Below are 20,210 nucleotides of genomic sequence, written 5' to 3'. Positions count from 1 at the left end.
GTAGCAAAAGTGTCTTTTATAGTGGATATGATCATCCACTTACTCATGACTAGAAACTATTCGTACTAAGACCAATAGATACGTTAATAATTAAGTAGGAACCTTTACTAATTAGACTTTTTTAGCATATGAAACGATCGGCCTGCCTTATCTTTAATCCAGTAGCAGGGCAAGGTGACTCAGAGCAAGATTTAGTGCAAATTCGGTCAATGTTAGAGCCAGCATTTGATCTAGATATTCAAATGACAACAGAAGATACTTGCGCTGATGATTTGGCACATGCCGCCGTTGAAAGGAGGGTAGATGCCATTATTGCTTCTGGGGGAGACGGCACTCTATCTGCTGCTGCTGCTGCTGTAGTAGGTACAGATATTCCCTTCGGCATTATTTCTAGGGGAACAGCAAATGCTTTTGCCGCAGCTTTAGGAATTCCTGACACAATAGCAGGTGCTTGCCAAACTATTTTGCAGGGTACGACTCGAACTGTGGATGCGGCTGAATGTAACGGCAGCCCGATGGTTTTGCTCGCAGGGATTGGCTTTGAAGCTGAAACCGTAGAAAAGGCAGATCGAGAAGCAAAAAATCGTTTTGGTGCGATCGCCTACATCCTCGCTGGATTGCAACAACTGCGACAATTACAGCCCTTTGAAGTAGAAATTGAAACAGAAGATAAGATAATTAAAACCTCAGCAGCAGCAGTAACAGTGGCTAATGCAGCTCCTCCAACTTCGGTGTTAGCGCAAGGCCCAGCAGGAATTATTGTAGATGATGGATTGCTAGATTTAACAATCGTAGCCCCTGCAACAAAAGCGGCAGCGATCGCCGCTGCTTTTCATTTGTTTCAAACAGCTTCTACAGGAAATGCTGTAGAAAGAAATGATATTGGTTATCTGCGGGCGACAAGATTCAAGATTACAACCGATCCAGCCCAAAAAGTTGCCGTTGATGGTGAAATTTTGGGAAAAACTCCTGTGGAGATTAAATGCCTGCCAGCAAGTTTAAAAATTTTTGTGCCATCAACAGAAGAAGTTTCGCCCGTAGAAAAATTAGAGGGATTGCCCAACTTAGTTGTTGAAACGAAAGAATAACTACTGGGGAGTGGGGAAAAGGTACTAGGATTTCTTGATTCTTAATCCCTAGTCCCCTACTTAATTGCTGTTAATTTTACTTAAGTCCCATACTTAAGGTACATTTGTACGGTATTAAAATCATTGCAGAAACTTCATAATATGAGGATGTCTAGAAAAATATTGACTAAGCCAATCAAGTAAATCTCTTTAGAATTAACTCTACACTCACTACCAACTCTCTAAAATGCTGTGGTTAACATCACAAATTTCAAGAGTGAGTAGCAAGTAGATTTATTCAGTACTTGAACTGGTAGGTAAAATAGCATTTAGAATGCAATCTATGAACCAGTACCCTCTCCCGCAAATTGGGAAAACGCTTCGCAATCGTTACAAAATCGTCAAACTCCTGGGGAGAGGAGGTTCTGGCGATACCTATTTGGCTGTCGATTTGGACTTGCCAGGGTTACCCCATTGTGTAGTTAAACATTTCAAACCGAAAAGCCTCAACGCTGATTTTGAACCTATTGCCAAAAGCTTATTTGCTAGGGAAGCAGAAGTTTTATACCAGTTAGGCAATAATCACGACCAAATTCCCAGATTGTTTGCCCATTTTGATGAAAATGGAGATTTCTACTTAGTCCAAGAATTTATTGATGGTCATGATTTGACTAAAGAAATCCTACCATCTCAATGTTTGAGCGAAGAAGCAGTCTTTGATTTGTTAAGGGACATCTTAGAAGTAGTAGTCTTTGTCCACGAACACAATATCATTCATCGGGATATTAAACCCCAAAATTTAATGCGACGGCACTGGGATAATAAGATTGTGCTGATTGATTTTGGTAGTATCAAAAAAATGAGTACTCTGGGTATTAACGAGCAGGGACAAGCCAATATCAATGTTGCAATTGGTACTCCTGGCTATATGCCCAATGAACAATCTAAAGGAAAGCCACAACTTAGCAGCGATGTTTACGCAGTCGGAATGATTGGTATTCAAGCTCTGACAGGTTTAAGAGCCGATCAACTGCCAAAAGATCCGAACACAGGAGAAGTAATTTGGCGTGACAAAGCACAGGTAAGTAACGCTCTTGCCAATGTTTTAGATACAATGGTTCGCCAGCGCTTGAGCCAACGTTACCATTCAGCAACAGAAGCTTTGCAAGCACTTCTTGCAGTTCGGGAACTACCATCGACTTTACAACCTGTACCAGTAGGTAGAAATGTCGATTTTAGTTCTTTGCTGCCGTATAAAAAATCTGTCTTATTACTTGGGGTAAGCCTTGGCGCTACCACTAGTCTGGTAGTGGTCGTTTTATTTTATATATTTCTTCAGACAAGTACAATAGTTCTAAATCAACCGAATCAATCAAAGAGTTTTCTAGAAAAAATTGTAGAACCAATTCGTAACAAATTAATGCTTTTGGTGAATTGTCCACTGGCAGACAATACTATTGGTGAGCTAAAAAAACAATAGCACCAAGGTCATAAAGTTTTACATAGCATGACTTCTATCCATAGATGTTTGATTAGTTGATGTTCCGGTTTAATGATTAAATGTTAGCAATTCATTTTCTTTAACTTTTCTAGCAATTAGTAGAAATAGCATCTTTAAAAATTTCATTACTTGATTTAGCTCGGAATCATCAATACAGATAAAACAGACATATGGACAATACAAATCGAAGAAAGTTTGTAATGAACGAAGAAGCAACACTTTTACTTCGAGGCTTGATCATCGGTAAAGTGATGACTATTGTGGTAATCGGTGGGCTTTTATGGTGGTTTTTACGGCCATACACTTTGGTACGCAAGAATGCAGTCTCTTCCTCCGGGCAAAGCTCAAATCCTACCTTGATTTCTGGATCTACTTTTAACAGTGTTGCTAATGTTCCCGTCGGCTCATATAACTATGGTGGCAGTACAGCCTGGGCGCCTATCCGCCAATTGGTAGATTCTCTCATTCAAAGCGATCGCCCAGAATTACAATTGCGTTATATCAGTCCTATTGAAGGTAGTCCTGGTTCTAATTCAGGCATTCGGATGTTACTTAACGGGCAATTGGACTTTGCTCAGTTATCTCGTCCTTTAACAGAAGAAGAATACACTTTAGCTAAACAACAAGGTTTCACCCTTGAGCAACGCCAAGTTGGAATTGATGGAATTGCGGTAGCAGTCAACCCATCACTGCAAGTGCCTGGTTTAACAGTTGAGCAGTTGCAGCAAATTTATTTGGGACAAATTACTAACTGGAAACAAGTAGGTGGACAAGACTTACCTATTACTCCTTTCTCGCGAAATCCAGAAAATATAGATTCAGTAATATTCCCTACTCACACAGACGTGAGTAAACAACAGCTTGGTTCTAATGTTCAGTATATATCTTCTACCACAGAAGCTTTGCGTCAAGTTAGTAAAACCCCTGGAGGTATATATTATGGTTCTGCCCGTGCCATAGTGCCTCAATGTAGCGTCAAGCCTTTACCACTCGGTAACACTCCTACTGAGTTTGTTCCTTCTTATCGCCAACCTCTAGTCACACCTGAGCAATGCCCGCGTCAACGCAACCAAGTTAATACTGAAGCGATCAAAAATGGTAGCTATCCAATTACTACTAACTTGTTTGTGATTATTAAACAGAACAACGGTAAGGAAGAGGAGGCTGGAGAAGCCTATGCCAATCTTTTACTCAGTGATCAAGGACAACAAGCGATCAAGCAAGCTGGTTTTGCGGGAGTTCGCTAGGTTTCCATTCAATTTAGTTTTCCTAGCAAGTAGGAACTTGTTACCCTTATTTGCAATTCATTTATTTGAATCACAATTTTTTGTAGAGGCGGGTTTAGCAGATATCCTTTCGGTTTGAGCTAGAGATTGAAACAAAACCCGCCCTTACAGTATCGTGTGGTCTATTCATCATGAAAATGGCTGTAATTCTCAAACACATAAATATCACAGACGCTAATGGTTTAACTACTGCTGAAAAAGCCACTCTCATAACATTAAGGCTCAATGGATATGCTGATAGCATCCCAAGCAATTACTTTTGGGATGATACTGGTAACTAATAATGTCAGAGAGTTGTCCCGAATTCCAGGGATAGTGTTAGACAATAGGATGGATTAAGCTGCGATCGCACAAACATCAATGGCGTTAAAGGTTCAATTTCATCTCACAAAAGCCAGCCTCGAAGTATATGGCTTGGTGCTCGCCAGTTGTTTCCAAAAATTACCCCATTTTGAATTATAAGCGGGTGATGGGACTCGAACCCACGACATTCAGCTTGGGAAGCTGACGTTCTACCACTGAACTACACCCGCGAACAGTTATTAGCCAAAATCTAGATAACAATTATTATATATAAGTTTTCAACAGCTATTGTTCAAATATGGTTTGCATCAGGCAGAAAACTGCACGATGTTTGAATCACAGAACTTTTGGATCTAGATCGCAGCCGACAATAGCATTGATATGAAAAACTAATTAGATGTAAAACCCATACATAAGCGCTCATCAGCCGCGATCGCATCTGAACAACACTTAAAAATATAATGTTAAAATCAATACAATTATAAACTAATTGTGCTTAACTTTAATTTCACGTCAAGGTACTTGTAAATTTTGATATCAACTTGTCCGACTGAGAAACCAGTATGTTTAATTCGACGGAAATATTAATAGACGCTTTTGTAAAGCAAATTCGAGAAGGCTACTACCGTACTTACGGCTGTTTTAAAAGTGATTATCAAGATATTATTGCTTGGGCGGGCAACATGGCTTTAGAAAACATAGCCAATAGTGACGCCTTATATCATAATGTAGAACACTCAATCCTTGTCACCCTGGTTGGACAGGAAATGTTGCGTGGCAAACACATTCGCGAAGGGGGAGTATCCAGTGAAGATTGGCTGCATTTTATGATTTCCCTAGTGTGTCATGATATCGGCTACGTTAAAGGTGTGTGTCGCCAAGATCGAGAGCTAGAAGGCTTGTATGCTACAGGTAAAGATCACATCATGATTCGTTTAGCTCCAGGAGCTTCTGATGCTAGTTTGACACCGTATCATGTGGATAGGGCAAAACTTTTCATTAATGAACGCTTTGGCGGTCATAAACTGATAGATTCTGAGGTAATTAAAAGCAACATTGAATTGACTCGTTTCCCAGTACCAGCAGCCGAGGATCATCACTGTACTGATAGCTATGCAGGCTTGGTGCGTGCTGCGGATTTAATTGGGCAATTAAGCGATCCTCGCTATTTAAAGAAAATTACTTCTTTGTTCTACGAGTTTGAAGAAACAGGAATGAATAAAGTTTTGGGGTATCAAACTCCTGCTGATTTACGCAAAAACTATGCTAAGTTCTACTGGAATGTGGTTTATCCGTATATCCAAGATGGACTGCGTTATCTATCTTTGACACAACAGGGTAAACAATTTATCGCTAATCTTTACTCGAATGTGTTCGTTGTGGAACATGAAATGCCTCAAGAAGACAAGTTGTATCTAGTTGAGCAACTACACGCTTAATATAGTATTCATTAATTATTGATTTGGGACAGACGACAAAGGACAAATAACAACTATGAATTGGTGGCAAAGACTAAAGAAAAATCCTTTGGCGCGATTTGGAGCAATTTTACTAATAATATTCTATGCGGTAGTAATTGCAGCTGATTTCGTCGCTCCTTACGATCCTTATGCTTCGCAACCAAACGGTTCACTACTGCCACCTACCAAAATTCACTGGTTTTCAGAGTCTGGGCAGTTTATCGGCCCTCATGTTTATCCGACAATTCAAGGAGATACAAATTTAGAAACAGGCGATCGCGAACTGATTGTAGACAAAAGCAAGCCCTCTCCAGTACGGTTATTTGTTGAAGGTGCTGAATATCGTCTGTTTCAGTTAAGTTTGCCACTGCCACCACAGTGGGATGAGGTAACTATCATCCCTGGTATTCCCTTAAATTGGCATTTATTTGGTACTACTAATCAAACAAAAATCAATATTTTGGGTACTGACGATCAAGGACGTGATCAGTTCAGTCGTTTAGTACACGGTGGTAGGATTAGTTTGTTTATTGGAATTGTGGGAGTTGCCTTAACCTTTCCCTTGGGGATGATTGTTGGTGGAATTTCTGGTTATTTTGGAGGCTGGGTTGACACTATCACGATGCGCTTGGCTGAAGTACTAATGATTTTTCCCAGCATTTACCTTTTGGTAACTTTGGGCGCTGTTTTACCACCAGGGCTTTCTAGTACTGAACGCTTTGTGCTAATTGTGTTGATTACGTCGTTTATTAGTTGGGCTGGTTTAGCACGAGTCATCCGCGGACAGGTACTATCCATCAAAGAGCGAGAATTTGTGCAAGCTGCACAAGCAATGGGCGGAAAACCACTCTATATTATGATTCGTCACATCCTACCACAAACTGCAACTTACATAATTATCTCTGCAACCCTTGCAGTTCCTAGTTTTATTGGCGCAGAAGCAGTCCTTAGTCTAATTGGATTGGGAATTCAACAACCAGATCCATCTTGGGGCAACATGTTATCACTAGCAACTAATGCTTCAATTTTGGTATTGCAACCTTGGTTAATTTGGCCACCAGCCTTAGTAATTATCCTAACAGTGCTGGCATTCAACTTATTAGGTGATGGGTTGAGAGATGCACTCGATCCGCGCAGCTTGCAAAAGTAGAAAATTTAAGACAAGTAAAAATAATGTTTTAGAAATCGACCACGGATAAACACAGATACACACGGATAATTTATCTGTGTTTATCTGTGTCCATCTGTGGTCGTTATCATAAAAATATCTTTTTATAGAGACCGTCTCTATAATATTCCCCTACATCCTTGTGTTATCAGTTTTCTAATGTCGCTACAGCTTGTTTGTCTTCAAGATCGGGGGTACGTAAATTTTCCACCAATGCCTGAATTTCTACTGGTGGTGGTGCGCTCAGGCGCGAAACTACCCAAGTGACAATCAAATTAATAATCGCCCCCAGCGTGCCAATGCCTTCTGCGGATACTCCAAAGAACCAAGCTGGCATACCTACAAACTTGACGCCGATAATATAAATGCTTGTGAAAATTAAACCTGTTAACATCCCGGCGATCGCTCCAGTGGAGTTGGTACGCTTGTCGAAAATACCGAGGATAATTGCTGGAAAGAAGCTAGAAGCAGCTAAACCAAAGGCAAAAGCTACCACTTCACCCACAAACCCAGGCGGGTTGACGCCAAAGTACCCAGCCGCAACTAACGATAAACCAACCATCACGCGCCCGACAAACACCCGTTTTTGCTCTGATGCTTGCGGATCGACAATACGATAGTAGACATCGTGGGCAATGGAACTTGATATTACCAGTAATAATCCCGATGCCGTGGACAAAGCAGCAGCCAAGCCACCTGCAGCTACCAAAGCTATTACCCAAGGTGCAAGTTTAGCTATTTCTGGGGTAGCAAGAACGATGATATCTCGGTCAATTGTAATTTCGTTGGTGTCTTTGCTGGGAGTTAGCTGCAAACGCCCGTCACCATTTTTATCTTCAAAAGCTAATAGTTTTGTCTTTTCCCACTTGTTTGCCCAGTCTAGCTGCCGTACTTCTTCTACTGTTTGATTGTGCAGCGAAGTAATTAAGTTGTAGCGGGCAAACATGGAAAGGGCAGGAGCAGTTGTATATAAAATTGCAATGAATAGTAGCGCCCAACCAGCGGAAAAACGAGCGGAACGTACACTAGGTACTGTGTAAAAACGTACAATAACATGAGGTAAACCAGCAGTGCCGATCATTAGTGCTAAGGTGATGAACAGCACATCAATCATTGGTTTGTTGACAAAGGCTTGGGTATACTCCTTAAATCCCAAGTCAACTTGGATTTGATTGAGCTTGTCAGCGATGTCACTAAAGGTAAATGCCAATTGGGGAATGGGGTTACCTGTCAGCAATACAGCGAGGGCGATCGCCGGGATCAAGTAGGCAACGATTAAGATACAGTACTGTGCTACTTGCGTCCAGGTAATGCCTTTCATACCACCCAAGACTGCAAAAAAGCCAACAATCACCATCCCAATGACTACACCGGTATTAATATCAACCTGCAGAAAGCGGCTAAAAACAATTCCTACCCCCCGCATTTGCCCGGCTACATAAGTCAGAGAAACAAAAATAGCGGCAATTACAGCTACCAAGCGGGCGAGATTAGAGTAATAGCGATCGCCGACAAAGTCTGGAACTGTGTACTTACCAAACTTGCGTAAGTAAGGAGCTAGCAGTAATGCCAGCAGCACATAGCCACCAGTCCAACCCATCAGGTAAATTGAACCGTCATAGCCCATAAAAGAAATCAGCCCCGCCATCGAAATAAACGAGGCGGCAGACATCCAATCAGCTGCTGTAGCAGCACCGTTGGCAATTGAGGGAACCCCTCGTTCTGCTACAAAAAAACCTTCACTATCTTTGACTCGCGATCGCCAGCCTATGTAAAGGTAAATTAAAAAAGATAACCCTACTATTACAATTGTCCAAAGTTCTACTGACACAGCCTTTCCTCACTTCTTGTGATTATATTTGCGATCTAACTTATCCATTTGAAAGGCATAGGTAAAAATCAGCCCTACAAATATCAAAATTGAACCCTGCTGCGCCATCCAAAAACCCAAAGGTACGCCAAAAAAACGTACTGCGTTCAACGGTTGTACCAGCAAAATACTAAAAACGAGGGAAACTAGTGCCCAGATTATTAAAAGATTGCGAATTAAAGTTGTATTGGCACGCCAATAAGAACGATACTGATGCTTATCCATGATTTTTTAAGTCAATGCATCAAAAACAAAAATAGTATCAAGAAGTCATAATTCTACTGGAAATTTCTAAAATTCTAAATGTTATTTACATAATTTTAATAAAAGTTGCAAAATCCATTATTTGGCTACGTAAACTTAGATTTAGCAGATTGGTTATAAAAATGAATCACAAACTTGTTTACCAAAACATCCTGACGCCTTTAACTTTTCTTAAGCGCAGCACCATAACTTATCCTGATAAAGTTGCTATTGTTTACGGTCAACAACGCTTAACTTATGCTCAATTTGCGGCTAATGTCAATCGTCTAGCTTCGGCTTTGCGCTATGCAGGATTGCAACAGGGAGATAGAGTAGCTTTTTTGTCTTTTAATATTCCCCCACTACTAGAAGCTCATTTTGCTGTTCCTCTAGCGGGCGGTGTATTAGTATCTATTAATGTTCGTTTAACATCTCAAGAAGTTACTTATATTCTCAATCAGAGTGGTTCAAAATTTCTCTTTGTAGATAGGGAATTAGCTCATTTAATTCAATTTGATGAAAATAGTTTAGAAACAGTTAAAAAAATTATAAATATTAATGATGTTGAAGATAGTTTTCCCAATGAAAATCAGGACTATCAAGAATTTATGCAAAGTGGTAATCCTGCTCCTTTCCCTTGGGTGACTCAAGATGAAATGGAGACAATTACTATTAATTACACCAGTGGAACAACAGGTCATTCAAAAGGGGTGATGTACTCTCATCGAGGCGCTTATATTAACTCCTTGGGCGAAATTATTGAAGCAACTTTAACTTCCAACTCTGTTTATCTATGGACTTTACCTATGTTTCACTGTAATGGCTGGTGTTTTACATGGGCTGTTACTGCTATTGGCGGTACTCATATTTGTTTACGTAAATTTCATCCTGGTAAAGTCTGGAAGCTGATTCAACAAGAAGGCGTAACTCATCTAAATGCTGCCCCAGTTGTACTTATTTCTTTGCTGAATCATCCAGATTGTCCTCAACATTTAGAACAACCTTTGACAATCATGACAGCAGGTGCGCCTCCTTCACCAACATTGATAGAAAAAATTACTAATATTGGGGCAAAAATTATTCATACTTATGGTTTGACAGAAGTTTATGGGCCTTATACTGTTTGCGAATATCAGTCAAACTGGAACAATTTAAAGATTGAGCAAAAAGCAAAACTGTTAGCGCGTCAAGGCGTTCCTTATGTTTGTGGAGATAGTTTACGGGTTGTAGATCAAGATATGAATGATGTCCCCGCTAATGGACAAACGATGGGTGAAGTTGTAATGCGAGGAAACATGGTCATGAAAGGCTATTATAACGATCCAGAGGCGACAGAACGTGCATTTAGAGGAGGATGGTTTCACAGTGGTGATTTAGCAGTGATGCACCCTGATGGCTATATTGAAGTGCGCGATCGCATGAAAGATATCATCATTACCAACGGCGAGAATGTCTCCAGTATTGAAGTCGAGCAATGTCTTTATCGCCACGAAGCAGTATTAGAGTGTGCGGTTATTGGCATTCCTCATCCCAAAAGAGGAGAAGTTGCCAAAGCCTTTGTGACTTTAAAAGCAGGAGCAAACGTTTCCGCAGATGAATTAATTCATTTTTGCCGCAGTCAAATAGCAGCTTTTAAATGTCCTACTGCTGTGGAATTTTGTTCTTTACCTAAAACTAGCACTGGTAAAATTCAAAAGTATCTTTTGCGTGCTAAAGAGTGGGCTGGTTATGACAAGAAAATTCAAGGAAGTTAATGTAGGGTGGGCATTGCTCATCTATATCTCAAATATCTTATAGGCTTTGACAGGCAATGCCCACCTTATAGAAAGCTAAAAGTGCGTTGCTGAATGTCAAGAATCGACAACTCCCATACTCGAACATTTATTCCAAAAGATGTCGTCGGCTTTCATCACGATGTTTTTGCAAATACCGCATGAATGGTGTACCGCCTGTGCCAATTTTGGTATCGTTGCTGAACTTTGCAGTTTGTTGATGGATGTAGCGGTTAGCAAATTCTAGGTGTTGGGTACGGAATTTTTCTATAAGAGATACGCAATCATTATATAAATCTCTAAGCTTTGGTACTTGATCCATGTTATTTCTAACAAAATCGCGCAGTGTTGAGCGCCTTTCCACTTCTTCCATAAAAGCGCGATGTTTTGGTGGCATATAATTCCGCATTTCTATCAAGAATTGCCACAGTGGATCGTGTTCGTGAGAAATATTGAATAGAGCATCCATCGTCGGTACAATACTGCTTTGTGCGCCCGTCTCGCCACGAAATTGCTGAGGTTTTTCGCCCCAAACTTCTACGCCTTCGTATATGAGTCCTTCTGGTAGTACAGAGTTATTTTTCCAGCCATGAATGTAAGGACGCACTCTGTTGTAATAAATATAGGGATCGCAACCTTCTGGCATCCGGTTCATGGTGGTGTTGATGTTTGTCCATGCGTTCTTGATGTTTTCTAAAGCAGCGATCGCTTCACTAAAATCATTTTGAGCAATTGCCTCTAAAAGAGTAGGAATAACACAGAGTGCAGGTGCAGCTTTAGCTTCAATATCGATATGAATAAGAATAAACCAGTCTTCATCCAATCCACCAAAGAAGTTTTGCGCAATGATGATATTGCCAATTGTGATCGGTTCAGTTTCGTTAATTCGCACCCAGTTGTCTAAGGCATAGGAAGCATAAGACAATACTGGAGGTCTACCTACACTTTGAGAAATATTGTAAAAAGGTACGGCAATATTGCGCGGCAGCACTTTTACAGGTTTAGCTTCACCCCAAACATAGGCATGGGTTAGGTAAGAATACACCTGCATGAGCCGACGCAAGTGCATCTCGTCTAAAGTTGCTTGCTCCACGTCTACTTCTGGGAGTTTCTCTACAACTTGCCGAATTTTGCCAGTAGTCAGCCACTTGGGTAGTAAGGCAGCAGCTTGTTGCACTTGCCGAAACACCTCCGGCAATTGAACGTTGGCAGGCAGATGGGTTGGTAAAAAACCGCATTCTCGGCTTACATCATAATCTTCAAGCTTAAGGAGATTTATATTTTCTTGTTTTAGTTCGATACTTGTCATTATTTATTCCTCCTGAAATATAAAGATGACAATTGGAGGAGAACCGTAAATATAGATAGATGCGTATGATATGAGTATGTCTTTTATGTCTTGGGAACTGCAACTTTATAGCGATCGCGTAACACACGACGCATTACTTTATTGGAGGCAGTTCGGGGCAAAAACTCGACTATAACAACATCATGAATCTTAAACAACGGATTGAGGCGTTGCTTAATTGCCGTTTGCAAGGAAGCTTTAAGTGCTGCTTTTTCAGTCTTTACATTAGACTCAACCACTGCGTAAATTATTAGTAGACTTGGCCCGCCTTCTGGAGGAGAAATAGCGATCGCAGCAGTTTCGCAGATTCCCTCTACAGTATTGAGAATTTGCTCAATCTCCGTCGAGCTAACTTTGATGCCACTTAAGTTCATGGTATCGTCAACACGACCGAGAGCGCGGTAGTAGCCATTAGGCGATCGCTCTATTTGATCGCCGTGACAGCGTAAGGGAGTAGGAGAGGCAGTGCCTTGTACCTGCCCTAGAGTGGGAGTATTAGCAAAGTAAACTTGATGGTGATCCTTATTTAACAGTTCAGTAGAAAGTCCAATTGAAGGAGGAACGATAAACGCCTCGCCTTTATCCGCGAGATGCCCCTCCTCATCGAGAATCACAAAGTCTAAACCAAGAGCAGGTGTGGTAAAGGTAGAGGGAATCGCAGGTTGCACTAATGTACCAGTAATATAAGCCCCACCGATTTCCGTTCCACCACAGTACTCTACAATCGGTTTGTAGCCAGCCAAGGACATCAAAAACAGCATATCTTGGGGATTGGAACACTCACCCGTCGAACTAAATGCTTTAATAGCGCTCCAATCAAGTGCTTGCATACAGGCGGTGGTTTTCCAATTACTGACTAAACTGGGAACTAAGCCCAGCATAGTGACACGAGCATCCTGAATAAACTCACCAAATCCTCGTTCTGTAGGCGCACCGTCATAAAGGGCAATAGTTGCTTTATTTACTAAACTCGCATAAATTAGCCATGGCCCCATCATCCATCCCAAGTTAGTCGGCCACGCTACCACATCTTGTGGATGAATGTCATGATGTAAATGCCCATCACTCGCGCACTTAATTGGGGTTGTCTGCGTCCAAGGAATTGCTTTTGGTTCTGCTGTAGTACCTGAAGAAAATAAGATATTAGTGTAAGCAGTTGGATGAGCAGAGAAGGCATCAAATTTATCGTTGGAACTGAGAAATTTCTCCCAAGTTAAATCACCAAGACGCAGTTTTAAAGACGCGGAGAAACGATCAAAAACATTCCCCGTGTCTAGGTGTCCTCGTGTCTGGGTGTCCTCTTCATTCCCCACCTCCCCGTGTCCCCACCTCCCCGTGTCAGTTTCTACCAAAATCACTCTCGGTGCTTTAGCATCAACGACTTTAGTATAAAGAGGCAACTGCTTTCCACCACGCCTGATATAATCCTGGGTAAAAATTGCTTTTGCTTTAGATATGCGCAAGCGTGTAGCAATTTCATCGGCAGCAAAACTATCAGCAATCGAGACTACTACGCAACCTGCTTTAACAATCCCCAAATATATCGCCACAGATTCAGCTCTCATCGGCATAGCAATAGCGATCGCATCCCCAGGAACAAAGCCAGCTTCTACTAACCCATTAGCAATTCGATTGGTTAAAGCCAGGAGTTCTCCATAAGTCCAAGTTGTAAGGGAGCCACCCTCCGGCTGAAATATAATCGCAAGGTTGTCGGCAGGTGCTTGAAAACAACTATCGGTAATATTAAGACGCGCACCTACCAGCCATTGGGATAACTCCATGCTCTGCGATAAATCAACAATTTGAGTGTATGGCTTTTGCAAGCAGATACCTAGCCGTTTAATCATCATCTCCCAAAACTCAGCCCGATGTTGTGCCGACCAAGTGTGAAGTTCTGCGTAAGAATCCAGCTTCAGCACTTTCATCAATGCGGCGATATTAGTTGCCTGAATTTGCTCAGGAGAAGGAAACCAGGCTGGAGGTTGCCCTTGGCTGATATCCCAATCAGAGAAGGTAGTTTTATAGAGGAGTTCGTGGAGTGCAAAAGGATGGCTGGGCTTGAGAATATATTGAACCAAATGCTGCCAACACTCAACAGCAGAAAGGGAGACAAGCCATTGATTGACCCGTGGTAGTATTGCGGAGGCTGTGTTTGTTTCCAAGCCACAGTTAAGAAGTTGTTCAAGTGATAGTTGCTTGCTCATGTCCTTTGCCTGTTTTAGGATATGAGGTTCGGGTTAGTATGATCGTGCATTTAGTTTGAACTCAAAGATTGTAATAATGCATTGCCCGTATCGTATATTTTCTATAAACAACAAAATTTTCACTCTAACGGCTGAACCGAACGCAGATTTACTCAACTGGCTGCAAGTAAATTACACAATTTAGACCGCTGACAATTAGATTTTAGCGCGATCATTTAAATACTTAAAACAATCGCTAATGAATAATATCAAGTTCGGCTAATCAATTACGATTAAAATTTCTCCACGTCTTTTTGTCTCCGTGTCCCCGCGTCAGCCTTAATAATAAGTCTTTAAGCGGACACAATATAACATCTCTGATCCAGGTAAACGACAATAACGCACTAAAATCTGGTTTGTAATAGGATATAGATTGAAGTAGCGTAGGCTCAAACATAATATGAATCGTGCATTCACAGCTATTGTTTATTGGGGAGATGATGTATACGTTGCTGAGTCGCAATTGGAACGCTCAAAAGTATTTTGAATCAAGCTGGTGTTTCAGATGAAGAATTTATCGAAAATTTGTAGTCTTGAAATGTTGCGGTTCGTAGAGTAGCGTTGCTTGATTTTACCAGCATGGCTGATTTACTCGACTGGCTACAGGCAAATTAAAATCATTAATTTAGTCAGGAGCGATCACCTGACTCGCCCCGAATTTGAATTAAAGTATATAAGTATATTACATTGCGATCGCACTGGCACATTATTCAAGCAATTATCCCTGTTTGCTGTCTGGTACTTCCACAAGGTATTTCCACAGGTCATCAATCACTGCTTCAGCGCCAATCATATCTGAACCCCATATCCACGTCACCCCACTGACAAAGTAGACTCGCTTTTGTTGCACGGCTTTTAATGTTTGCCAAAGCGGATTGCGTTGCAAATTCTCCACAACTTTTTGATCATCATCGGTAAAACTAGCAACAAAGAGAACATCGCCATCGGCTTGATTGATTTCTTCTAGAGAAAACTCTGTATAACCATAAGGTTCAATGACTCTATCCTGGTTTGGCGGGCGTTGTAAACCTGCATCCTTTAAAATTGATCCGGGAAAAGAATTGTTGACATTTGTGCCTATTCGACCAAAGTAAAAGTAGATAAAGGATATTTTTTTATCTTGATAACGGTTACCTAGTGCAGTTTTCAAGTCTTGAATTTTAGTTTGGTAATGTTGCCAAGCAACTTGGGCAGCTTGCTCTTTCCCTAACAGTTTAGCTGTGGAATTAAAAATTTCTTTCCAGCTTGATTCCCACCAACTGTAGGCAACTGTTGGGGCGATTTTGCTCACCAAAGGATTGATTGATTTGGGAGGGCTACCCCACCAGCTAAAAATCAGATCTGGTTTCAGATACAGGATTTTCTCCAAATTCGGTTGGCCAGAATTGCCCAGAGTTGGTATTCCCTGAGCATGGGAAGACAAATAAGGAGGGAATTCGCCTGTGGCTGTTCTAAAATCATTGGCAGTGGCGATGGGTTTGATGCCCAGCGCCAGGGCATTCGCTAAATCCATAGTGGATAACGTCACCACCCGTTGAGGTTGATCAGGTATACAGGAGACACCCATGCCGTGCTGAACCATGCGACAATTCTGTTCAATTGTATTGGTTTCAGCCTTGGGTAAACTGTTGTTGCCTTGGTAAAAAATCACCAGTAAAGTCAAGCTGGCAGCAAAGAGGAGAGATACCCAAATGCGTCTTGATCTGATCATCATGTAGTGTACAGGTTTAGAATCGCCATGATAAAGAACCTTGAATCGTGAATGGAGTGCCGATATGAACAACATCACTGGAGCCATATCTACTAACATAGTTTTCTATATCGAAGAGGTTGCGGATGTTCAAAGCCGCGCGAAACTGATCTCTTTCATAAAAAATTGCCGCATCTGTTCTGACGAAACTAGGTAGGTTAACAGTATTAGCATTATCTATAGGACGCTCGCCAATATAATAAAGCCCTAAACCAAAACCTAGCCCTCTGGCTGGACCACTTTGAATCCGGTAAGTTGTCCAGAGGTTAACCGCGTGTTCTGGGGCATTAAACAGACGGTTGCCCACAGGAATGGTGTTATCTTCCAAAACTCTGGCATCAGTGTAAGCATAGCCAGCAATAATATTCCAGCCAGGCAGAATTTCGCCATTAATATCTAATTCAATGCCCCGACTCCTCTGTTTACCCGATTGTACGGAAAATCCAGGGTTCACGGGGTCACTAGTGGTCACATTAGAACGAGTTAAGTCATACAAAGCGAGATTAGCTGAGAGCTGATTGGTAATATCAGCCCTGACACCAACTTCATACTGAGTTCCCCGTTCTGGGATGAGAAACTCACCAGAGAAACTTCTACCAATGAGTGGATTAAATGATTGCCCATAACTGGCATAGAGGGAAATAGGTTCAATCGGCTGATACACAATGCCCACACGAGGACTGAAGGCTGTGTCTGACTGGCTCGACTCTGTATCAGCCAACCGATCAATTCTGCGATTTTCAGAAAAATCAAAGCGTCCACCCACCAGCAGTTTGAGATTTTGCAGCAATGTAATCTGATTTTGTAGATACACAGCAGCAACATCCGTTGTGGTTAAGCTATCGATGGTTGCGTCTCCAAGAGTAACAGTCTGGTCATAAACTGGGTTAAAAATATCGACAGGTGCCATTGGTATGCCAAAGCGTCCAGCAAGGTCAATATCATAACGGCTGAGGCTAAACCCAAACAAAACTTGGTGTTCAACTTCGCCTGTTTTAAAATTGCCCAACAGGTTTGTATCAAGTAAATAATAGTTATAGTCACCTCTGAAAAAGGCTGTTGTCCGGTTGAGAGTGCGGTTGTCTGCGTCTAGGCTCGTAGGAAAAACTTCAGATACTCCGTTAGAATCCGTAAAAGCGAAGTTATAGCGAAAAGCATTGCGAAGCCTTAAATTATCGCTAAACTGGTATTCAAATTCATAGCCTACCCTCCCGTTGATGATTGTTGCAGCATCATCAAGTGGGCCTGCCGGGTTGAAGCTAGATGGAATTCTACCATTGGGGTTGGGTAGCAGTGTACCTACGACAGGTACAGCACTTGCAAAGTTACGCTCTATGAAATTGACATCGCCCTCTACGATGAGATTCGCTCTGCTGCCCAGTTGGAAGCTTAAGCTGGGGGCAACACCAAAAGTTTCCGCTGTGGCAAACTCTACCGGACTATCATAATTGCGATAACCGACAATCAGCCGCCCCAAAATCGAATTAGAAGAATTGAGCGGACTAGAGACATCAATAGTACCCTGGTAAAAGCCATAATTCCCAACACTGGCTTCCACCTCAAAGAACGGATCGCTCAAGGGACGGCGAGTTACATAATTGATCAGCGCACCGACAGAACCGTTACCACTATCCCCATACAAGGCAGAGGCTGGCCCCCGTAAAACTTCAATGCGTTCAACATTGAAAATATTGCCATCCGAAGTGATGTGCTGATCCGGTAAACCATTGACCAGGGCATCATATTGCTCAAAGCCACGGGCAGTAAAGTAATCCCTTGTATTTGCTGCACCCGCCCCTTGTGCAATCAAACCAGGAACATTTTCTAAAGCTTCGGTAATACTCCGCGCTTGAGTATCTTGAATCACCTGTTGCGGTACAATTTGAATTGACTGGGGAATATCCCGCAATGGTGTGTCGGTTCTTGTTCCCACTGAGGTCTCTTCTGAGCGATAGCTATCCTGTTCCCCCGTCACCACCAACTCAATTGGTTCATCCTGTTGTGCTGCGGGTTGTTCTGACCCTTCCCCTTCCCCTCCCCTTGGTAAGGGGAGGGGTGCCGCAGGCGGGGTGGGGTTCTGTGCAGATGTGGCTGTAGATGCAACAGCAAAAATCAACCCAATATCATCATCAAATAACTCAACCGCAGGCAAAGCCTTCTCACCAGCCACAGTTACCCGCACAGTATTCGCGTCAATATTCGTAACTGTGATTTGGGTAATTCCCTCGATGGGTTTCTCAGATTTAAATATGAAAGCATCACCGTTTGCTAAACGTAACTGCGCCCCTGGTAAATCTGCAATAAAATTATTACCTTCACTGCGATTTGTAACTTGTAGTTGTTCTCCTTGGCTTGTCTGTAAAATAATCTCCACACCTTTTTCGGTGGGATTTGCCTTAACTCCAGTAATTAGTACAACACCTCCCTCCTTGCTAAGGGGGGAAACAGGGGGGTGAGGTGGTGACTGCGAAAGTAAATCTTTAACGCTAGTAGCGGGGAAATCAGCTTCGCTGATTGTTTTGATTTTCGTGACAACTGTCTGTTGCTCATTTTGTGATGCTAATACCTGTTCAACTTGAGCAAGTACACTGCTGAAACTCCCGACTACAGTCACTATCAGCCCTAGATAAATATTGAGATAACGCACACAACACTGATTACCAGAAGTAGAACGCCAACTTTTCATATCACTCCCTACACCATGAAACAATACTACTTATTGCGTATATTTCTTAATTGCAACAAACCAAAGTGTAGAGTAATATAACCAGTTGAGTCTATCCCGAAACGGACTCACCAGAACTTTTGCATCTGAGCCAGTGATTTTTCAGCACTTCTGACGAAACTGGTTTTAACTTTTAAGCTACCAGCCAGAACAGAGAATAGTCTCAAATTGCAGATTTTCGTTAATTAGTAACAGGTCTACAGTCCCGAAACGGACTTTTTGCCTAACAAACATTCTCTTGGTGTCATGCCATACTTTTTCTTAAAGGCTGCGGCAAAGTGACCCAAATGAGTATAACCGACTAAATTTGCAACTTCGGCAACTGTCATATTACTGAAGCGCAAAAATTGCTCGGCTTTTTCCATCCGCTTCTCGGTAAGATAACTATGGACAGTCGTGCCAAATAATTCTCGGAATCCTCGGCGTAAAGTCCTGTCGCTCACCCCAACCATCCCAGCTAATTCTATCAGTGAAGGGGGATTTTCTAAACGACATAGAATAATTTGTTTGGCATGATGAATCCGAGCAATGGTATCAGATTTTAATGGTTGGTAAAAATCACCACCCGCTAGCAAAGGAGATATTTGTAAAGCGATAAGTTCTAATACCTTTGCTTGTAAGTAAATTCGTTTTGTAATTCCTTGGTAGGGACAATTCAATATTTGTTGTGTCAAAAATCGTACTGTGGGAGTCATTTCTGGATGAACCAGTGTTTGCCAATCATCTCCCTTTGCTAATAATTTTAATTCTGGGGGAATCTCTCCATCTTCACCAGGGAAAAAGGTAGCTAACAACTCAGGAGACATGTTAATGTCAATCCCCAATACCCGCAGAGATTGAAAATACCTAACCTTATTCTCCCGTTGAATCCCACCCCCTGAAATAAAAGTACCTTCTTCTGGTAGGAATACACCAAATTGCAGGGGATGACTTGCAGTTGGATACTTAATGACAAAATCGTCGCGAAACTCACAGTCAACGATACTCAGTTCCAGTTCGGGATGTAATTTGATGTGTTTCTGATAGCCACTTCCCAAGTAATGGGGCGTTTGCACGTAAAATTCAAATGGCTCTATAAATTTAGGTTGGAGAGTATTTTGTGCTGACTCATCCCAAAGTTCAACTTCCTCGTGTATTGTGAGTGCGCTCGTCATAGCTGGTGCTTGCTAATTTTAGCATTAATGATACTACTTCTCAATTAACAAGAGAAGATCATCTGTTTTTATCATCACCAGTATGGCTGATGTACAGGTTTGGTTGCCAATCTTTGGGGGCTAACATAATCAATGATAGGTATTTGAGTATTGCTTGGGTAATTATTGTCAGCGACTTCTGAATCGCGGCATAAACCTGATCCTGCTCAATTAAACACCCATAATTGGTATGTTGTGATGGTAGCTCGAAGCCAAAACATATCAGGATTTGCTGCAAGCCATAACTTCGTTAAGTTCTGCTAACACCAATAATTTATATA

Annotated in this window: 14 protein-coding genes and 1 tRNA gene; 7 read left to right on the top strand and 8 right to left on the bottom strand. The window is 41.7% G+C overall.

Annotated elements, in window-relative coordinates:
* Positions 1-128: 128 nt before the first annotated feature.
* The 4 genes from U2718_RS15860 (at position 129) to U2718_RS15845 (ending at position 4,135) form a co-directional block, all read left to right on the top strand.
* Positions 129-1,088, top strand: a complete 960-nt coding sequence (locus tag U2718_RS15860) for a YegS/Rv2252/BmrU family lipid kinase (RefSeq protein WP_341996588.1) — start codon at positions 129-131, stop codon at positions 1,086-1,088.
* Positions 1,089-1,410: 322 nt separating this feature from the next.
* Entirely contained in the window at positions 1,411-2,547 is a 1,137-nt protein-coding gene (locus U2718_RS15855; RefSeq protein WP_341996586.1) for a serine/threonine-protein kinase, read from the top strand.
* 191 nt (positions 2,548-2,738) lie between these two features.
* Complete coding sequence (locus U2718_RS15850) at positions 2,739-3,815, top strand: PstS family phosphate ABC transporter substrate-binding protein (protein WP_341996584.1); 1,077 nt, start codon at positions 2,739-2,741, stop codon at positions 3,813-3,815.
* 170 nt (positions 3,816-3,985) lie between these two features.
* Entirely contained in the window at positions 3,986-4,135 is a 150-nt protein-coding gene (locus U2718_RS15845; RefSeq protein ID WP_341996582.1) for a hypothetical protein, read from the top strand.
* A 180-nt stretch (positions 4,136-4,315) separates the two neighbouring features.
* Here the strand turns inward: U2718_RS15845 and U2718_RS15840 are convergent.
* Positions 4,316-4,387: transfer RNA gene (locus U2718_RS15840), tRNA-Gly, on the bottom strand.
* A gap of 333 nt (positions 4,388-4,720) precedes the next feature.
* On the opposite strand from U2718_RS15840, the gene U2718_RS15835 reads away from it, so the two are divergent.
* Both U2718_RS15835 and U2718_RS15830 read left to right on the top strand, forming a co-directional pair.
* The gene (locus U2718_RS15835; protein WP_341996581.1) at positions 4,721-5,596 is read left to right on the top strand and encodes an Npun_R2479 family HD domain-containing metalloprotein; all 876 of its coding nucleotides are present in this window, start codon (positions 4,721-4,723) and stop codon (positions 5,594-5,596) included.
* Positions 5,597-5,651: 55 nt separating this feature from the next.
* On the top strand, positions 5,652-6,767 hold the full coding sequence (locus U2718_RS15830) for an ABC transporter permease (protein ID WP_341996579.1): 1,116 nt from the start codon (positions 5,652-5,654) through the stop codon (positions 6,765-6,767).
* Positions 6,768-6,933: 166 nt separating this feature from the next.
* Here the strand turns inward: U2718_RS15830 and U2718_RS15825 are convergent, their stop codons facing one another.
* Positions 6,934-8,616, bottom strand: a complete 1,683-nt coding sequence (locus U2718_RS15825; protein ID WP_341996577.1) for a sodium:solute symporter family protein — start codon at positions 8,614-8,616, stop codon at positions 6,934-6,936.
* Between the two features lie 9 nt (positions 8,617-8,625).
* On the bottom strand, positions 8,626-8,880 hold the full coding sequence (locus U2718_RS15820; RefSeq protein WP_016873370.1) for a DUF4212 domain-containing protein: 255 nt from the start codon (positions 8,878-8,880) through the stop codon (positions 8,626-8,628).
* Between the two features lie 161 nt (positions 8,881-9,041).
* On the opposite strand from U2718_RS15820, the gene U2718_RS15815 reads away from it, so the two are divergent.
* Positions 9,042-10,652, top strand: a complete 1,611-nt coding sequence (locus U2718_RS15815; RefSeq protein WP_341996574.1) for an acyl--CoA ligase family protein — start codon at positions 9,042-9,044, stop codon at positions 10,650-10,652.
* Positions 10,653-10,779: 127 nt separating this feature from the next.
* On the opposite strand, the gene U2718_RS15810 is transcribed toward U2718_RS15815, so the two are convergent.
* The 5 genes from U2718_RS15810 to U2718_RS15790 all read right to left on the bottom strand — a co-directional run bounded on the left by U2718_RS15810 (position 10,780) and on the right by U2718_RS15790 (position 19,890).
* A complete protein-coding gene (locus U2718_RS15810; RefSeq protein WP_341996572.1) occupies positions 10,780-11,979 on the bottom strand; it encodes a hypothetical protein in 1,200 nt (399 codons plus the stop codon).
* 83 nt (positions 11,980-12,062) lie between these two features.
* A complete protein-coding gene (locus tag U2718_RS15805) occupies positions 12,063-14,222 on the bottom strand; it encodes an AMP-binding protein (protein ID WP_341996570.1) in 2,160 nt (719 codons plus the stop codon).
* Between the two features lie 757 nt (positions 14,223-14,979).
* Entirely contained in the window at positions 14,980-15,975 is a 996-nt protein-coding gene (locus U2718_RS15800) for an iron-siderophore ABC transporter substrate-binding protein (protein WP_341996568.1), read from the bottom strand.
* Between the two features lie 13 nt (positions 15,976-15,988).
* Positions 15,989-18,697, bottom strand: coding sequence for a TonB-dependent siderophore receptor (locus U2718_RS15795; RefSeq protein ID WP_341996566.1), 2,709 nt, complete (start codon positions 18,695-18,697; stop codon positions 15,989-15,991).
* Between the two features lie 236 nt (positions 18,698-18,933).
* The gene (locus U2718_RS15790; protein WP_341996564.1) at positions 18,934-19,890 is read right to left on the bottom strand and encodes an AraC family transcriptional regulator; all 957 of its coding nucleotides are present in this window, start codon (positions 19,888-19,890) and stop codon (positions 18,934-18,936) included.
* Between the last annotated feature and the right edge of the window lie 320 nt (positions 19,891-20,210).

This window comes from Chlorogloeopsis sp. ULAP02, assembly GCF_038404745.2.
Classification (GTDB): domain Bacteria; phylum Cyanobacteriota; class Cyanobacteriia; order Cyanobacteriales; family Nostocaceae; genus Chlorogloeopsis.
The sequence above is the reverse complement of the archived record's forward strand: the minus strand, read 5'-3'. Positions and strand labels throughout refer to the sequence as shown.

What these genes read in the sequence shown, in the direction of transcription:
- U2718_RS15815 (WP_341996574.1), top strand. Translation starts at nt 9,042, where the DNA reads ATGAATCACAAACTTGTTTACCAAAACATCCTGACGCCTTTAACTTTT.
- U2718_RS15790 (WP_341996564.1), bottom strand. Translation starts at nt 19,890, where the DNA reads ATGACGAGCGCACTCACAATACACGAGGAAGTTGAACTTTGGGATGAG.
- U2718_RS15855 (WP_341996586.1), top strand. Translation starts at nt 1,411, where the DNA reads ATGAACCAGTACCCTCTCCCGCAAATTGGGAAAACGCTTCGCAATCGT.
- U2718_RS15845 (WP_341996582.1), top strand. Translation starts at nt 3,986, where the DNA reads ATGAAAATGGCTGTAATTCTCAAACACATAAATATCACAGACGCTAAT.
- U2718_RS15810 (WP_341996572.1), bottom strand. Translation starts at nt 11,979, where the DNA reads ATGACAAGTATCGAACTAAAACAAGAAAATATAAATCTCCTTAAGCTT.
- U2718_RS15795 (WP_341996566.1), bottom strand. Translation starts at nt 18,697, where the DNA reads ATGAAAAGTTGGCGTTCTACTTCTGGTAATCAGTGTTGTGTGCGTTAT.
- U2718_RS15805 (WP_341996570.1), bottom strand. Translation starts at nt 14,222, where the DNA reads ATGAGCAAGCAACTATCACTTGAACAACTTCTTAACTGTGGCTTGGAA.
- U2718_RS15860 (WP_341996588.1), top strand. Translation starts at nt 129, where the DNA reads ATGAAACGATCGGCCTGCCTTATCTTTAATCCAGTAGCAGGGCAAGGT.
- U2718_RS15820 (WP_016873370.1), bottom strand. Translation starts at nt 8,880, where the DNA reads ATGGATAAGCATCAGTATCGTTCTTATTGGCGTGCCAATACAACTTTA.
- U2718_RS15835 (WP_341996581.1), top strand. Translation starts at nt 4,721, where the DNA reads ATGTTTAATTCGACGGAAATATTAATAGACGCTTTTGTAAAGCAAATT.
- U2718_RS15850 (WP_341996584.1), top strand. Translation starts at nt 2,739, where the DNA reads ATGGACAATACAAATCGAAGAAAGTTTGTAATGAACGAAGAAGCAACA.
- U2718_RS15800 (WP_341996568.1), bottom strand. Translation starts at nt 15,975, where the DNA reads ATGATGATCAGATCAAGACGCATTTGGGTATCTCTCCTCTTTGCTGCC.
- U2718_RS15830 (WP_341996579.1), top strand. Translation starts at nt 5,652, where the DNA reads ATGAATTGGTGGCAAAGACTAAAGAAAAATCCTTTGGCGCGATTTGGA.